The organism is Pseudomonas sp. R5-89-07, assembly GCF_003851685.1.
In the GTDB taxonomy this organism is placed as follows: domain Bacteria; phylum Pseudomonadota; class Gammaproteobacteria; order Pseudomonadales; family Pseudomonadaceae; genus Aquipseudomonas.
The window spans coordinates 5175153-5190049 of the sequence record NZ_CP027727.1 but is presented as its reverse complement, the minus strand read 5'-3'; the positions used below and the strand labels follow the sequence as shown (position 1 = coordinate 5190049).

The following is a 14897-nucleotide window of genomic DNA, read 5'->3' as shown; positions in this document are numbered from 1 at the left end:
CCTCTCAGCGGTTAAGCCATTCCAACAGCCCAAGCCCAGCCGCCCTGCCACTGGCAAAACACCCCGTCAGCAGATACCCCCCGGTCGGCGCCTCCCAATCGAGCATCTCCCCGGCACAAAACACGCCCGGCAACTGTTTGATCATCAACCGCTCATCCAGCGCTTCGAACGGCACACCGCCGGCGGTGCTGATGGCTTCATCCAGCGGCCGGGTCCTGACCAATGTCAGCGGCAGCGCTTTGATATCCACCGCCAACTGCGCCGGGTCATTGAAATGCTCAGCAGGGGCCAGCTCACGCAACAGCGCTGCCTTGACCCCATCCAGGCCCAATTGACTGTGCAAATGCTTGCTCATCGACCGCGACCCCCGCGGTTTGGCCAATGCAGCCTGTACCTTGTCCAGAGGCCTGCTCGGCAGTAGATCGATATGCACGGTGGCGGCGCCGTCACGGTTGATCGTTTCGCGAATCGGCGCCGACAGAGCATAGATCAGGCTGCCTTCGATACCGGTAGCCGTCACCACGCATTCGCCCAGGCGCGGCTTATCGTCCCCCAGCCCAATGGCGACGTTTTTCAACGGAGCCCCGGCGAATTTGCTGACCATCAAATCGCTCCAGGCCGACACCTCGAAACCGCAGTTGCTCGGTTGCAGGCGCACATAGGGCAGGCCGCGACCTTCGAACAGGTTGAGCCAGGCGCCGTCGGAGCCCAGGCGCGACCAGCTGCCACCGCCCAAGGCCAGCAGCACCGCATCGCTGTGCACGGCTTGCTCGCCCTCCGGGCTGTGGATAAGTAAATCGCCTTCGGCATTCCACCCCACCCAACGATGCCGGGTGTGGATAACCACACCTTGCTCACGCAGGCGCTTGAGCCAGGCGCGCAGCAGCGGCGCGGCTTTCATGTCCGTAGGAAATACGCGCCCGGAGGTGCCGACAAAGGTTTGAATGCCCAGCCCATGAATCCACTCGCGCAACGCCTCGGCACCGAAGCTGCGCAGCAACGGTGCCAGGTGCGGTGCTCGTTCGGCATAACGCGAGAGGAACGCCGGGTAGGCTTCGGAGTGGGTGATGTTCATGCCGCCCACGCCGGCCAGCAGGAATTTACGCCCCACTGAGGGCATGCCGTCGTACAGGTCCACCCGCACGCCCGCCTGGCTCAGGATTTCAGCGGCCATCAGTCCGGCAGGGCCGCCGCCAATGATGGCGACACAATGAGGAGAAGTCTGAGGCATGGGCAGGGCTGCGGCGCTATGAATAGGCCGAGTATTCTACCCGACGATGGCGGCGCTGCCTGATCAAAAAATGTACAGTTTCCTGCAAGCCATACGGCTAACTGCTTTCAGACCGTTACGCTCAAGTTATCCACAGCTGGTTCCACAGGCATTGTGGGTAACGCCCACACTTCAATGACAGCCTGATGACGTCCACACACGCTGCGCGCTGTGGTGCAGGATGCCGTGGCGGCGGGCCAGGGCAGGGCGGTCCTTGCTGTAGCCGCCGCCGATCACGCCCATCACCGGAATGTCGCGGCCAAGGCAGTGACGCATCACGCTTTCATCGCGGGCGGCGACGCCGGCATCGGTGAGCTTGAGGTAGCCCAGTGCGTCGTCCTGGTGTACATCCACACCCGCGTCGTACAGCACCAGGTCCGGCTGGTACAACGGCAGCAGGTAGTTGAGCGCGTCATCGACAACCTTGAGGTAGTCGGCATCGCCCATGCCCATCGGCAACCCAATGTCCCAGTCGCTCTGGGCTTTGCGCGCCGGGAAGTTTTTCTCGCAGTGCAGCGAGACGGTGATGGCATCCGGCGTGTCATGCAGGATGCGCGCGGTGCCGTCGCCCTGGTGTACGTCGCAGTCGAAGATCAACACACGGTTGACCCGGCCGCTGGCCAGCAGGTAATGGCTGATCACCGCCAGGTCATTGAAGATGCAAAAGCCCGCCGGGTAATCGTAATGGGCGTGGTGGGTGCCACCGGCGAGGTGGCAGGCCAGGCCATGCTCCAGCGCCTGCTCCGCCGCCAGGATCGAGCCGCCCACCGCGCGCACGGTGCGTCGCGCCAGGGCTTCGCTCCACGGCAGGCCGAGGCGCCGTTGGTCTTCGCGAGACAACTTGCCGCTCATGTAGCGTTCGATATACCCAGGTTCGTGGGCCAGGCCCAGAATCTCTGCCGGGCACAACTGCGGGCGCAGCAAGTGGCGGTCCTCGGTCAGGCCACTGTCCACCAGGTGGTCGCGCAGCAGGCGAAACTTGTCCATGGGGAATCGGTGGTCCGCCGGGAACTCGGGGCTGTAGTCATCGTGGTAGATCAATGGCAAGGGCATGGGATTTTCTGACAGGAATCTGCGTCGGATCTTACCAGCGCTGTACACTCACGCACATCGCAAGGGAGGGGGACCATGGAGCCGATACTGGAGTTGGAAAGTGCACGGCTGATCATGCGCCAATGGCGTGACAGCGACCTGCAGGCCTTTGCGCAGATGTGCGCCGACCCACAGGTGATGCGTTATTTCCCGGCTAAATTGAGCCACCTGGAAAGCGCCGCACTGATTGGCCGGATTCGCGGCCATTTCGCCGAGTATGGTTTCGGCCTCTGGGCTTTGCAGCGCAGGGACACCGGCGAATTCATCGGCCTGACCGGGCTGCAGAACGTCAGTTTTGAAGCGGGCTTCACCCCGGCGGTGGAAATTGGCTGGCGCCTGGCCCGCGAGCATTGGGGCCTGGGTTATGCCAGCGAGGCGGCCTGGACCGCATTGCGCTGTGGTTTTGATCGCCTGAGCCTGGATGAAATCGTCGCCTTCACCACCGAAGCCAATCTGCCTTCACAAAAAGTCATGCAGGCCATCGGTATGCATTACGATCCGCAGGCAGATTTTGAACACCCCAAAGTCGCAGCCGATGACCCGCTGCGCCAGCATGTTTTGTACCGCATCACCCGCGCCCAATGGTTGGACACGCTGCATGGATAAGCAGCCCGGAATGCCCTATCGATTTTAGGAGTTGCTCTATGAGCCAAGTATTGGAAGATCTGGTGGACTTGCTGACCCTGGAGCCGATCGAGGAAAACCTCTTTCGCGGCCGCAGCCAGGACCTGGGTTTTCGCCAACTGTTCGGTGGCCAGGTGCTGGGCCAGTCGCTGTCGGCGGCCAGCCAGACTGTCGAAGAAGCGCGCCACGTTCATTCCCTGCACGGTTATTTCCTGCGCCCGGGCGACGCGGCATTACCGGTGGTGTACTCGGTGGACCGCGTGCGCGACGGCGGCAGTTTCAGCACGCGTCGCGTCACGGCGATCCAGAAGGGCCATCCGATTTTCACCTGCACCACTTCCTTCCAGTACGACGAAGAAGGCTTCGAGCACCAGACCACCATGCCCGTGGTGGTCGGCCCGGAGAACCTGCCGTCGGAGCTGGAACTGACTCAGCAGCGCGCGCACCTGATCCCCGAGCACATGCGCGACAAGCTGCTGTGCCCCAAGCCCATCGAAGTACGCCCGGTGACCGAAAAGGACCCGTTCAACCCGCAGCCGTCCGACCCGGTCAAGTACGTGTGGTTTCGCGCCGACGGTGCCCTGGCCGACACACCGGCGTTGCATAAATACCTGCTGGCCTACGCCTCGGACTTCGGCCTGTTGACCACCTCGCTGCTGCCCCATGGCAAGACGGTGTGGCAAAAAGATATGCAGGTCGCCAGCCTCGACCACGCGCTGTGGTTCCACGCCGACCTGCGCGCCGACGACTGGTTGCTGTACGCCATGGACAGCCCATGGGCCGGCAATTCCCGAGGGTTCTCCCGAGGCAGTGTGTACAACCGCGCCGGGCAACTGGTGGCGTCGGTGACCCAGGAAGGCTTGATTCGCCATCGCAAGGACTGGGCATGAGCCTGGCCGACGTCCGGCATTGGGTGTTCGACATGGACGGCACCCTCACGGTGGCGGTGCATGATTTCGCCGCCATTCGCGTGGCGCTGGAGATTGCGCCAGAAGACGACATTCTCACTCACCTGGCCGGGTTGCCGGCGGACATCGCGGCGGCCAAGCATGCCTGGCTGCTGGAGCATGAGCGCGAACTGGCCCTGGGTTCGGTCGCCGCCGAGGGCGCGGTGGAGCTGGTGCGTGAGCTGGCCGGGCGTGGTTATCGCCTGGGGATTCTGACGCGCAATGCGCAGGAGCTGGCGCATGTCACGCTGCAGGCGATTGGCTTGGCGGACTGTTTTGCGTTCGAGGACGTGCTGGGGCGTGAGGACGCGCCGCCCAAGCCGGATCCGGGTGGCCTGTTGAAGCTGGCGGCGGCCTGGGAGGTGGCGCCAAGCGAGATGGTGATGGTGGGCGATTATCGCTTCGACCTGGACTGCGGCCGGGCAGCCGGTGCGCGGACGGTGTTGGTTAACCTGCCGGAGAACCCGTGGCCGGAATTGGCGGATTGGCATGCCGAGGATTGCACGGTATTGCGCCAAATGATCCAGTCCAGCCAATAGAGATCAAAGGTGGGAGGGGGCAAGCCCCCTCCCACATTTTTATCCGGTTTCGGCAGCTATTGCGCGAACAGGACTTTCTGGCCCTCGGGCGAGGTGAACATCTTATCCCCGTCATGGCCCACCCCCGGCACTTCCACCAGCCTGTGGCTCAACTGCGGATGCCGTTGCTTGAGGTAGTCGAAATAGTTGTGCCCGCGGATCAGCCGGTAGGCGCCCTGGGTTTCGGCTTCGCAGCTTTTATCCAGCGCCGGATGGTTGGGGTCGGTGTCTTGCTGGCCCAGCAGGTAAGTGACATCACGTGACACATAGGCCTGTTCCAGTTGCTCGGCGCCTTGGCCCTTGGCGTACTCCGGCAGGCCTTGCATGCCGTACTTCCAGTCGTTGAAGCCAGGGCAACCGGCCGTCTCGAACTTCACCGGGCGTTGTGGGCTGAAGTAGGCGTAAGACGATGGATTGGCCACGACATAACGCAGGCGAATGCCCTCGGTCTGCAGCATCGGATGCGCGTGGCCGGTGACCGCGAAGCGCTGCACCACCTGGCCGCCACCGGAATGCCCGGCGACTACGATTTCTTTCAGCGCCGGGAACAGGGTGCGGTTGCCCAGGTGTTTGATGATCTGGTCGAGGGCGCCAAAGGAGCTGACCTGGCCGGGACCGATTGACTGCTCGCCGGCCATCCAGTCGTTGCCTTTCCAGCGCAGCACCTGGTTATCCAGATGGTTACGCTTCATATCCGACTGGTTGAGAAACTGTGGTGCAATTACCAGCACATCAGCACCAACCCCGGCATGAGCGGCGGCGTCGATACCGCTTTGCAGGTAAGTCTGCGCGTTGCGCAGGCGGCCATGCACGATAATCAGCGCGCGGGTGACCTCTGGCAGCGGCTGGCGCCAATCCTGGCTCAAGCCCAGGCTGAGATCGCCCGCATCCAAGTGAAAACGATCGGGGCTGACCATTTTGACACCGTGCTCGGCCGCCAATACTGAACAGGACATCAACAACGCGAGCAGCCACCCCATTCGTTTATTCATTTAGAGGCTCTTGGCTGCAAAGGTATCGCACTGGGTGATCTGACCCTGGGCGAAGCCCGCCTTGAACCAGCGTACGCGCTGGGCCGAGGTGCCGTGGGTAAACGAGTCCGGTACGACGCGCCCTTGGCCCTGTTGCTGCAGGCGGTCATCGCCAATGGCGTTGGCGGCATTGAGCGCCTCTTCGATATCGCCGGGCTCCAGCCAGTTCAGGCGTTTCTGCGCGCGGTTGGCCCATACGCCGGCAAAGCAGTCGGCTTGCAGTTCCTGGCGCACCAATAGGCCACCGTCGCCTTGCATCTGGCGACCCTGCTGGCGGGCGTCCTGGATCTTGGACGAGATGCCGAGCAGGGTTTGTACGTGGTGCCCGACTTCGTGGGCGATCACATACGCCTGGGCGAAATCGCCGGCGGCCTGGAAGCGTTGTGACATTTCCCGGAAGAAATCCAGGTCCAGGTACACCTGCTGGTCCGCCGGGCAATAGAACGGGCCGCTGGCGGAGGTGGCGCCCCCGCAGGCGGAGTTCACCCGGCCACGGAACAGGATCAGTTTCGGGTTCTTGTAGGCCAGGCCGTTCTCCTGGAATACCTGGCCCCAGGTGTCTTCGGTATCGCCCAGCACCGCGCGCACGAAGTCGGCCTGCTCGTCGTTGGCAGCTGGCGCCTGACGCGATTGCGGGCTGACGGACGGCGCCTGCTCCATCTGGCCGGTCAATTGGCCGAGGATCTGCATCGGGTCCTGGCCGGTGAGCCAGCCGATGCCGACGATCAGCACAATGGCGGTCAGGCTCAGGCCCTTGCCACCGCCGAAGCGCATACCGCCACCACCGCTGCCGCTGTCATCGCGGGCATCCACCACGTTGTCGCTGCGTCGGCCTTTTTTCCATAGCATGGGGCATTCCTCTTGATAAACGGTCCGGCAAAAATATGGGTGAAGTATGGTCGCAATTAGCGGCAATAGCCTTCGCCGGCGGCAACAATCAGGCAGTCTTTTTTATCTGCCAGCCATTTCAAGCCCGTGGCTGCACCATCCCCGGCGCGCAGCACCTGCGGGCCGTCCGGGCGGGTGAAGGCGATGCCGTCATCGGTGGCCTGGCCCTTGAACGTGCCGGAAGCGTCGGCATCGAGGCCGTACTGCATGGTGAGCAGGTAGTGGCCGCGGCCGATACTGTCGTCCTTGGCAATACTCAGGTTCAAGCCTTCGACGCCGATCCATTTGCCGACCCATTTATCAGTGGGTGGGGTTTGCGGTACCAGGGTCGCCTGCACGGACGCGGGGGCCGGCTTGGGCGCTTCTTTTGGGGTTTTATCGCAGGCCGCGAGCAGGGCAAGGGCAGAGAGGGCAAACAGGATTTTTTTCATAGCGGCAGGGCCTTGATTAAAAAGTGTGCAACGCCGGGGCGCGCGTGCAGGGTTGGACTCGAATCCACGGATTTAGTGCGCTGTTCGCCCGGTGTTTGGTTATGCTCTTGGGGCAGACGCCTGCCCGGCTGCTAGATTACTTCGGTTAAGTGCACCGCGTTCAGCTCGCCACACAAGAGAATTCAATGACTGTCAGTACCCCGCTTTCCGGCGTCAACCATCCGTTCAAGGGCATCCTGCTGATTGTGCTGGCGACGTTCCTGTTCTCCAGCCACGACGCGTTGTCCAAATACCTGGCCGGGTTCTACCCGATCGTGATGGTGGTGTGGGCGCGGTACATGGTGCACACCTTGCTGATGGCCGGGATCTTCCTGCCGCAATCGGGGCTGCGCGTGCTGCGCAGCAAGCGGCCGGGCATGCAGGTGGTGCGGGCGCTGTGCTTGCTGGGCACCAGCCTGTTCTTCACCACGGCGTTGCATTACATCCCCCTGGCGGAGGCCACGGCGGTGAACTTCCTCGCGCCGATCCTGGTGACAGCGCTGTCGGTGCCCTTGCTCGGCGAGCACGTCACACGAGGCCAATGGCTGGCGGTGATCTGCGGGTTTGTCGGCGTGGTGATCATCATCCATCCGGGCGGTGAGCTGTTCACGCCAGCGGTGCTGCTGCCGCTGTGTTCGGCGCTGTTCTTCTGCTTCTACCAACTGCTCACGCGCATCCTCAGCCAGTACGACAGCCCCACCACCAGCAACTTCTTCGCCGGCCTGTGCAACACCCTGGTGATGAGTGCGATGGTGCCGTTCTTCTGGCAGGTGCCGACCCTGTGGCATGGCGTGATGATGCTGGCGCTGGGCACTTGCGGGATGACCGCGCACTTGATGCTCACCCAGGCGTTCCGCTTTGCGGCGCCGGCCTTGCTGGCGCCGTTCGGCTATTGCCAGATCGTGTTTGCGGGGTTGTTGGGTTGGCTGGTGTTCAGCCATACCCCCGACATGACCACGGTGGTCGGTATCGGAGTGATCTGCATGAGCGGCTTGGCCGCTGCCTGGCAGCAGCGGCGGCGTTGATTACGCGTCTACCGTAGGAATCTTGCGTGGCGCCATGAAGTACATCCACACCAGCGCGATGAAATACATCGCCGGAATCAGGGTGAACAACAGCGTGTAGTTGTTGTTGGTCACGGTCAGGATGTGGCCGACGATCTGGGTCATGAACATGCCGCCGATGGCCGCGCACATGCCGCCGAAGCCGAACACCGTGCTCATCATGTGCTTGGGCGTGTAGTCCATGACCAGGCTCCAGATGTTGGCGGTCCAGGCCTGGTGCGCGCCGATGGCCAGGGAGATGGCGAACACCGCGACCCACAACTGACTGGAACCGGCCGCCATGATCACGCCGACGATGCAGCAGGCGAACAACAGCATCGACAGCAGCCGCGCCTTGATCGAGTTCATGCCGCGCCCGATCAGGAACGAGGACAGAATGCCACCCCCCACACTGCCGAAGTCGGCGGTGAGGTAGATGATGATCAGCGGAATACCCATCTGCGTCACGTTGATGCCCAGGTTGTATTGCTGGTTCAGGAACGGCGGTAGCCAGTACAGGTAGAACCAGAACACCGGAGCGGTCAGCGAGTAGGCCAGCGCAAAGGCCCAGGTGCCGCGCATGCGCAGGATGCGGCTGAACGGCACGCGGGGCTGTTCCGGCTCGACTTCCCGTTGCACGTAGTCCAATTCGGATTGTTTAACGGTGGGATGGTCTTCCGGGTTGTAGTACTTCAAACCCCAGAACACCAGCCAGATAGCACCGAGCGCGGACATGCACAGGAACGCCGCCTGCCAGCCCCACACGTGCAGGATCAGCGGCAGCAGCATAGGCGTCATCATCGCGCCGACGTTGGTGCCGGCGTTGAAGATGCCCGTTGCCACGGCGCGCTCGCCGGCCGGGAACCACAGTCGCGTGGTCTTCACGCAGGCCGGGTAGTTGGCGGCTTCGGTCAGCCCGAGGATAAACCGGCAAACCATGAACCCGACCGCCGAGGTGGCCAGGCCGTGGGCACCGGTGGCCAGGCTCCACAGCAGCACCGCGCAGAAAAACACACGCTTGACGCCCACCCGGTCGATCAGGCGGCCCTGTAGCACAAAGCCGATGGCGTAGCCGACCTGAAACCAGAAGTTGATGTTGGCGTAGTCCATCGCCGTCCAGCTCATTTCCTTGGCCAGAATCGGTTGCATCACGCCCAGGGCGGCGCGGTCGATGTAGTTGAGGGTGGTGGCGAAGAACACCAGGGCCAGCATGCCCCAGCGGGTTTTACCCACGGCCAGGGCGCCGCGGATCTTGTCGCCGATGCCGGCGTGCGGGGTGCCGGGGCGCGCGGCCAGGGCGGAGTTTTGCAGAGGCATGAGGTCGTACCCGTTTTTGAAATTTTTATGGTGTGTTCTGGGTCTTGGTGCAAGGTCGATGGTGCGCAGTGGTTAAAAAGTCGTCAATTCGCCAAAGGGGCATAGTGTTCGATAATCGCACTAAAAACTAACCGGTTCGTACATTTTAATTGCCGCGTGTAGGCTGGGGGCGAATAATTTGCCATAAACAACAAGTGCCGGGAGTGACCCATGCAACGTTCCATCGCTACCGTGTCGTTGAGCGGCACCCTGCCGGAAAAGCTCGAAGCCATTGCCGCCGCCGGGTTTGATGGGGTTGAGATCTTTGAAAACGACCTGCTGTATTACGACGGCAGCCCGCGTGAAGTCCGGCAGATGTGCGCTGACCTGGGCATCGCCATCACCCTGTTTCAGCCGTTTCGAGACTTTGAAGGCTGCCGCCGTGATCGCCTGGCGCGCAACCTCGAACGCGCCGAGCGCAAGTTCGACCTGATGCAGGAGCTGGGCACCGACCTGGTGCTGGTGTGCAGCAATGCCTCGGCCGATTGCGTGGGGGATGAGCGCATCCTGCTGGACGACCTCAGCCTGCTGGCCGAACACGCGGGCCGCCGTGGCTTGAGAATCGGCTATGAAGCGCTGGCCTGGGGCAAGCATGTGAACACCTGGCAGCAGGTGTGGAACCTGGTGCGTCAGGTGGATCATCCAAGCCTGGGCGTGCTGCTCGACAGTTTCCACACCTTGTCGCTCAAGGGCGACCCGAGCGGCATTGCCGAGATCCCCGGCGACAAGATCTTCTTTGTGCAAATGGCCGACGCGCCGATCCTGGCCATGGACGTGCTGGAGTGGAGCAGGCATTTCCGCTGCTTCCCCGGCCAGGGCGAATTCGACCTGGCGGGGTTTCTCGCGCCGATCATCAAGAGTGGCTACACCGGGCCCTTGTCCCTGGAAATTTTCAACGACGGCTTTCGCGCCGCGCCGACGCGGGCCAATGCGGCCGATGGTTTGCGCTCGCTGCTGTACCTGGAAGAGAAAACCCGCCAGCGCCTGGCCGCGCAGAAACCTGCTGCGCCCCTGGATATCCTGTTCGAGACCCCGGCGGCCAGCGAATACGACGGCATTGAATTCCTCGAATTCGCAGTGGATGAAAGCCTCGGCGCCAAGCTGACCCATTGGCTGGAGCGCCTGGGTTTTGCCAAGGCCGGCCAGCATCGCTCCAAGAATGTGAGCCTGTTGCGCCAGGGTGATATCAACCTGATCCTCAATTGCGAACCCTATTCCTTTGCCCACAACTTTTTCGAGGCCCATGGGCCGTCGTTATGCGCCACGGCGATGCGGGTCAAGGACAGCCCCAAGGCGCTGGAACGGGCGGTGGCCTACAAGGGCCAGCCCTATCGTGGCCTGGTCGGGCCCAATGAACTGGAGTTGGCCGCAGTGCGTGCACCCGATGGCAGCCTGATTTACCTGGTGGACCCCAGTGAAGGCGGGCTCTACGACACCGATTTCAACCTGCAACCCGCGACCGCCGCCAGCGGCGGTTTGCTGCGCATCGACCACATGGCCATGGCCCTGCCAGCCGACAGCCTGGACAGTTGGGTGCTGTTCTACAAAAGCCTGCTGGATTTCGAAGCCGATGACGAAGTGGTGCTGCCCGACCCTTACGGTTTGGTGAAAAGCCGCGCACTGCGCAGCCGCTGCAGCTCGATCCGCCTGCCGCTGAATATTTCCGAGAACCGCAACACGGCAATTTCCCACGCGCTTTCAAGCTATCGCGGCTCGGGCGTGCACCACATTGCCTTCGATTGCGCGGATATTTTCGCCGAGGTGCGCCGCGCCAAGGACGCCGGCGTGCCGCTGTTGGACATCCCGCTCAATTACTACGATGACCTGGCCGCACGTTTTGATTTCGACGATGAATTCCTCAGCGAACTGGCGTACTACAACGTGCTGTACGACCGTGATGCCCAGGGCGGTGAGCTGTTTCATGTCTACACCGAAGCCTTCGAGGGGCGATTCTTCTTTGAAATCATCCAGCGCAAGAACAGTTATGCCGGTTATGGCGCGGCCAACGTGGCAGTGCGTTTGGCGGCGATGGCCAAGTCGCGCAGCGGCGCAGTGCGCCAGGCACGTCTATAAGTCCTTCCCACATTTGAACGGCGAACACAATCAAAGTGTGGGAGGGGGCTTGCCCCCGATGGCAGTCTCCAAATCACCACCGAGGAGTGGGTAATACGGCAGGCAGGTGCTTCCTTCGGGCAGCGCCTCGGCCCATAATCGGGCCTGCATAAAACGCCGTGAGCGCACCATGACCCTGACCCCCGATCTCTCTGCCGTGTCAGACGCACCGCGCAAGAGTCGCAAGAACAATCCGGAAAAGACCCGCGAGAATATTCTCCAGGAAGCCATTGTCGAGTTTGTTCAGCAAGGCCTGTCCGGTGCCCGCGTGGACGCCATCGCCGAGCGCATCCACACCTCCAAGCGCATGATCTATTACTACTTCGGTAGCAAGGAGCAGCTCTACGTCGAGGTGTTGGAGAAGCTCTACGGCGATATTCGCAACACCGAAACCCGCATGAACCTCACGGCCCTGGAACCGCGCGAAGCGATCCGCCGGCTGGTGGAGTTCACCTTCGACCATCATGACCAGAACGTGGATTTCGTGCGTATCGTCAGCATCGAAAATATCCACAATGCCGAGTACGTCAAACGCACCAGCACGATCAAGGACATGAACAGCAAAATTCTCGAGGGGCTCGGTGAGACCCTGCGTCGAGGCGCCGACATGGGGCTGTTTCGCGAGGGGTTGGAACCGCTGGATGTGCACTTGCTGATCAACTCGTTCAGCTTTTACCGCGTCTCCAACCGGCATACCTTCAGTGAGATTTTTCAGATCGAACTGTCGGATGAGGCGATCAAGCAGCGGCACCGCGACATGATCTGCGAGTCGGTGCTGCGTTACCTGCAAGCCTGAATAATTCACAGTTTTTAGAGTAGAAATGCAAATCCTGTGGGAGGGGGCTTGCCCCCGATAGCGGTGGGTCAGTAGCAGATGCATTGCCTGACACTCAGCTATCGGGGGCAAGCCCCCTCCCACATTGGAACTGTGTTTTTTCAGTTAGCTTTCCATACTTTGGAAATGCGCCAACATCCTGCCGGCATCTGCCGCCTCGCCACTGAACAACTCAAACGCCTTTACCGCCTGAAACACCGCCATATTGCCGCCATCCAAGGTACGGCAACCCAGGGCGCGGGCGTCGCGCAGCAGCTCGGTTTCCAATGGGAAGTAGACGATTTCCGCCACCCACAGCCCTGCATGTAATAACGCGGCAGGCACCGGTGTGCCGGGCAGCTTGGCCATGCCCATCGGTGTGGTATTGACCAGGCCATCGGTCTCAGCCATGGCGTTGACCAAGTCGCTGCCGACCTGGGCGCGACCAGCACCAAAACGCTGGGCGAGGTTATCCACAAGCTCGCGGGCGCGGTGGGTGTCCACGTCGAAAATACTCAAGTGTTCCACACCTTCGGCCAGCAGCGCATGCGCCACCGCCGCGCCCGCACCGCCGGCTCCCATCTGCACCACACGCTGGCGCGGCACATCGTTCAAGTTGCGTCGGAAACCTTCGGCAAACCCCAGGCAGTCGGTGTTATGGCCGATGCGCTTGCCGTCCTTGAACACCACAGTATTGACTGCGCCAATGCCTTTCGCCTCGTCGGATAATTCATCCAGCAACGGCAGGATCGCCTGCTTGCACGGGTAGGTAATGTTCAAACCGGTGAAGTGCATCTGTTCGGCGGCGCGCAGCAGATCGGGCAGGGCGTGGCTGTCTAGGCGCAGCGCTTCCAGGTCGATCAGACGATACAGGTAGCGCAGGCCCTGGGCGTCGCCTTCCTGCTCATGCAGGGCGGGCGTGCGGGAGGCCTGGATGCCGGCGCCGATCAGGCCGGCGAGAACGCGGGGTTTCATCAGGCGCATCCTTTCAACGTGTGACTGAAGTGTTCCAGGGCCAAGTGGTAGCCGTGGCTGCCAAACCCGGCCAGTACCGCCTTGGCGATAGGCGAGACAAATGAGTGGTGACGAAACGCCTCACGGGCATGCACGTTGGATAAATGCACTTCGATCACCGGCACTTCGCTGGCCACCAGCGCATCGCGTATCGCCACCGATGTGTGGGTCCAGGCCGCCGGGTTGATCACGATCCCGGCGCAACGGGCGCGGGCGGCGTGGATCCAGTCGAGCAGCTCGCCTTCATGGTTGGTTTGGCGAAATTCGATGGTCAGCCCGAATTTTTCCGCGCTGCGACCACACAGGGCCGCGATGTCGGCCAGGGTTTCGTGGCCATAAGTGGCGGGCTCGCGGGTGCCGAGCAGATTGAGATTGGGGCCGTTGAGCACCAGCACGATGGGTGGCATCAGGTGTATCTCCACAGTTCTTATAGGTTGTGAAGATAAAATGTACTGAATGGTTAGTTTGGTCAAATGAAGTCGCTGAACCTGTTCGATTATCGAACTGTTAATCAGCAGGGCCGCTTCTGATGAAGTGTTACGTCGAATTGCAGTGTGAACACGATTTTTGGGCGCAGCCTGAGTACCCCTGGCCGTTGGCATGAGTGGTTACAACCCGGCGTTCGCCCGGTTGTTCGTCGTTACTAATCTTTGAAGCAGCTTCGTGAACATGAAGCTGGTTGTCGGGTGGCACGGAAAATTGTTACCTGGCGGAAAATAACCTAACGGATGGGTTACGATGAGAGTAGGTGCTTACAAGGGATATGTAATTTCGGTATTTCTCAGGGATGAGCATTGCCCGCCTCATGTGCATGTCAGGGGAAGGGCATGGGATGCGCGTTTTCGTTTCAGTTTTCTGGATGGGGACGTGGAGCTTTGGGATGTAAACCCTGAACGCCGCCAACCACCCAAAGCGGTCTTGGAGGAATTACGCGAGGCAATAATGCAGCGGCACTACTTGGCGCGGGCACGCAGGATCTGGTGGGAAAATCTGCAAACGGTTTGCCTGGAGAACCATTCCTGGGATTGGGAAGCCAGTGAATTGTTGCCGGGGTTGATCATTCGGCGGGGTGTCTATGTGATCGCACGTGCGCGGCACGATGTGGTGGGGCAAAAAACAATGTTGAGCCTGGTCAGGGCACCGGGGTCTGTGGAGATTGAATTATGAAGAAAATCGTAAAAGCCAACGTCAAACCCTACGTGCCTCTGAGCGATGCCGACGTCGACAAGGCAATCGCCCGTGGGCGCAAGCTCAAGCGTCTGTATGCCAACGCCAGCAACGTGCGCTATCAAGACGACTGCATCTCCATTGGCTTCAGCGATGGCAGCCGTGTCATGTTGCCGGTGGCCGGTCTGCCGGAGTTCAAAACGTTTTCCCCGCAGGACTTCCAGCAATTGGAGGTCGGTTTCGGCGGCAAGGCGCTTTGCTGTGAGGCCCAGGACCTGGACGTTTCGATCACTGGCCTTATCGCCACAAGCCAGCCTCTGATGGACCTCGCTACTAGCCTGGTAGCCTCCCGAAACGGTCGCAAACGCAGCGCCGCCAAATCGGCCGCCGCCCGGGCCAATGGCAAGAAGGGCGGCCGGCCGCGCAAGGAAGTTTTGGAACCCAGCGACTCGACGGATATATGAATTTCAGTGTGGGAGCTGATGATGCCT

The 14897-nt window shown here is 61.4% G+C and carries 16 protein-coding genes; 8 read left to right on the top strand and 8 right to left on the bottom strand.

The window, feature by feature from the left end:
- Positions 1 to 4: 4 nt before the first annotated feature.
- On the bottom strand, positions 5 to 1231 hold the full coding sequence (locus tag C4J94_RS23700) for a TIGR03862 family flavoprotein (RefSeq protein ID WP_124388313.1): 1227 nt from the start codon (positions 1229 to 1231) through the stop codon (positions 5 to 7).
- 171 nt (positions 1232 to 1402) lie between these two features.
- The gene (locus C4J94_RS23695; protein ID WP_124388312.1) at positions 1403 to 2323 is read right to left on the bottom strand and encodes a histone deacetylase; all 921 of its coding nucleotides are present in this window, start codon (positions 2321 to 2323) and stop codon (positions 1403 to 1405) included.
- A gap of 75 nt (positions 2324 to 2398) precedes the next feature.
- Between C4J94_RS23695 and C4J94_RS23690 the strand changes: the two genes are divergently transcribed.
- The 3 genes from C4J94_RS23690 to C4J94_RS23680 are packed head-to-tail and all read left to right on the top strand — an operon-like array spanning position 2399 to position 4472.
- Positions 2399 to 2968: a GNAT family N-acetyltransferase gene (locus tag C4J94_RS23690; RefSeq protein ID WP_124388311.1), complete on the top strand. Its 570-nt coding sequence runs from the start codon at positions 2399 to 2401 to the stop codon at positions 2966 to 2968.
- Positions 2969 to 3006: 38 nt separating this feature from the next.
- A complete protein-coding gene (tesB, locus tag C4J94_RS23685; RefSeq protein ID WP_032884635.1) occupies positions 3007 to 3876 on the top strand; it encodes an acyl-CoA thioesterase II in 870 nt (289 codons plus the stop codon).
- The gene (locus tag C4J94_RS23680; protein WP_124388310.1) at positions 3873 to 4472 is read left to right on the top strand and encodes an HAD family hydrolase; all 600 of its coding nucleotides are present in this window, start codon (positions 3873 to 3875) and stop codon (positions 4470 to 4472) included. The genes tesB and C4J94_RS23680 overlap by 4 nt, the downstream gene beginning before the upstream one ends.
- Positions 4473 to 4528: 56 nt before the next feature.
- Here the strand turns inward: C4J94_RS23680 and C4J94_RS23675 are convergent, their stop codons facing one another.
- From C4J94_RS23675 to C4J94_RS23665, 3 genes are read right to left on the bottom strand one after another with little or no spacing between them, the layout of a single operon-like run.
- Positions 4529 to 5503 carry an alpha/beta hydrolase gene (locus C4J94_RS23675; RefSeq protein ID WP_124388309.1) on the bottom strand — a complete coding sequence of 325 codons (975 nt, stop codon included), beginning with the start codon at positions 5501 to 5503 and terminating at the stop codon, positions 4529 to 4531.
- Positions 5504 to 6391 (bottom strand): neutral zinc metallopeptidase, encoded by an 888-nt coding sequence (locus C4J94_RS23670; RefSeq protein WP_124388308.1) that lies wholly within the window; start codon positions 6389 to 6391, stop codon positions 5504 to 5506. It lies immediately after the preceding gene.
- 56 nt (positions 6392 to 6447) lie between these two features.
- Positions 6448 to 6861, bottom strand: a complete 414-nt coding sequence (locus C4J94_RS23665; protein WP_124388307.1) for a lipoprotein — start codon at positions 6859 to 6861, stop codon at positions 6448 to 6450.
- Between the two features lie 185 nt (positions 6862 to 7046).
- Between C4J94_RS23665 and C4J94_RS23660 the strand changes: the two genes are divergently transcribed.
- Positions 7047 to 7925 (top strand): DMT family transporter, encoded by an 879-nt coding sequence (locus C4J94_RS23660; RefSeq protein ID WP_065935812.1) that lies wholly within the window; start codon positions 7047 to 7049, stop codon positions 7923 to 7925.
- On the opposite strand, the gene C4J94_RS23655 is transcribed toward C4J94_RS23660, so the two are convergent.
- Positions 7926 to 9260: an MFS transporter gene (locus C4J94_RS23655; RefSeq protein ID WP_124388306.1), complete on the bottom strand. Its 1335-nt coding sequence runs from the start codon at positions 9258 to 9260 to the stop codon at positions 7926 to 7928.
- 210 nt (positions 9261 to 9470) lie between these two features.
- Here C4J94_RS23655 and quiC point away from each other — a divergent pair, with 210 nt between their 5' ends.
- Positions 9471 to 11372, top strand: coding sequence for a 3-dehydroshikimate dehydratase QuiC (quiC, locus tag C4J94_RS23650; protein ID WP_124388305.1), 1902 nt, complete (start codon positions 9471 to 9473; stop codon positions 11370 to 11372).
- A gap of 169 nt (positions 11373 to 11541) precedes the next feature.
- Positions 11542 to 12207 (top strand): TetR/AcrR family transcriptional regulator, encoded by a 666-nt coding sequence (locus C4J94_RS23645; protein WP_124388304.1) that lies wholly within the window; start codon positions 11542 to 11544, stop codon positions 12205 to 12207.
- Between the two features lie 144 nt (positions 12208 to 12351).
- Here C4J94_RS23645 and C4J94_RS23640 read toward each other — a convergent pair whose 3' ends face one another.
- Both C4J94_RS23640 and aroQ read right to left on the bottom strand, forming a co-directional pair.
- Positions 12352 to 13203 carry a shikimate dehydrogenase gene (locus tag C4J94_RS23640; protein ID WP_164485625.1) on the bottom strand — a complete coding sequence of 284 codons (852 nt, stop codon included), beginning with the start codon at positions 13201 to 13203 and terminating at the stop codon, positions 12352 to 12354.
- The gene (aroQ, locus tag C4J94_RS23635) at positions 13200 to 13646 is read right to left on the bottom strand and encodes a type II 3-dehydroquinate dehydratase (RefSeq protein ID WP_124388302.1); all 447 of its coding nucleotides are present in this window, start codon (positions 13644 to 13646) and stop codon (positions 13200 to 13202) included. Before aroQ ends, C4J94_RS23640 begins: the two co-directional genes overlap by 4 nt.
- A gap of 331 nt (positions 13647 to 13977) precedes the next feature.
- On the opposite strand from aroQ, the gene C4J94_RS23630 reads away from it, so the two are divergent.
- Together C4J94_RS23630 and C4J94_RS23625 are read left to right on the top strand one after the other, a co-directional pair.
- A complete protein-coding gene (locus C4J94_RS23630) occupies positions 13978 to 14406 on the top strand; it encodes a DUF4160 domain-containing protein (RefSeq protein ID WP_124388301.1) in 429 nt (142 codons plus the stop codon).
- Positions 14403 to 14870, top strand: coding sequence for a DUF2442 domain-containing protein (locus C4J94_RS23625; protein WP_124388300.1), 468 nt, complete (start codon positions 14403 to 14405; stop codon positions 14868 to 14870). Before C4J94_RS23630 ends, C4J94_RS23625 begins: the two co-directional genes overlap by 4 nt.
- Positions 14871 to 14897 lie beyond the last annotated feature (27 nt).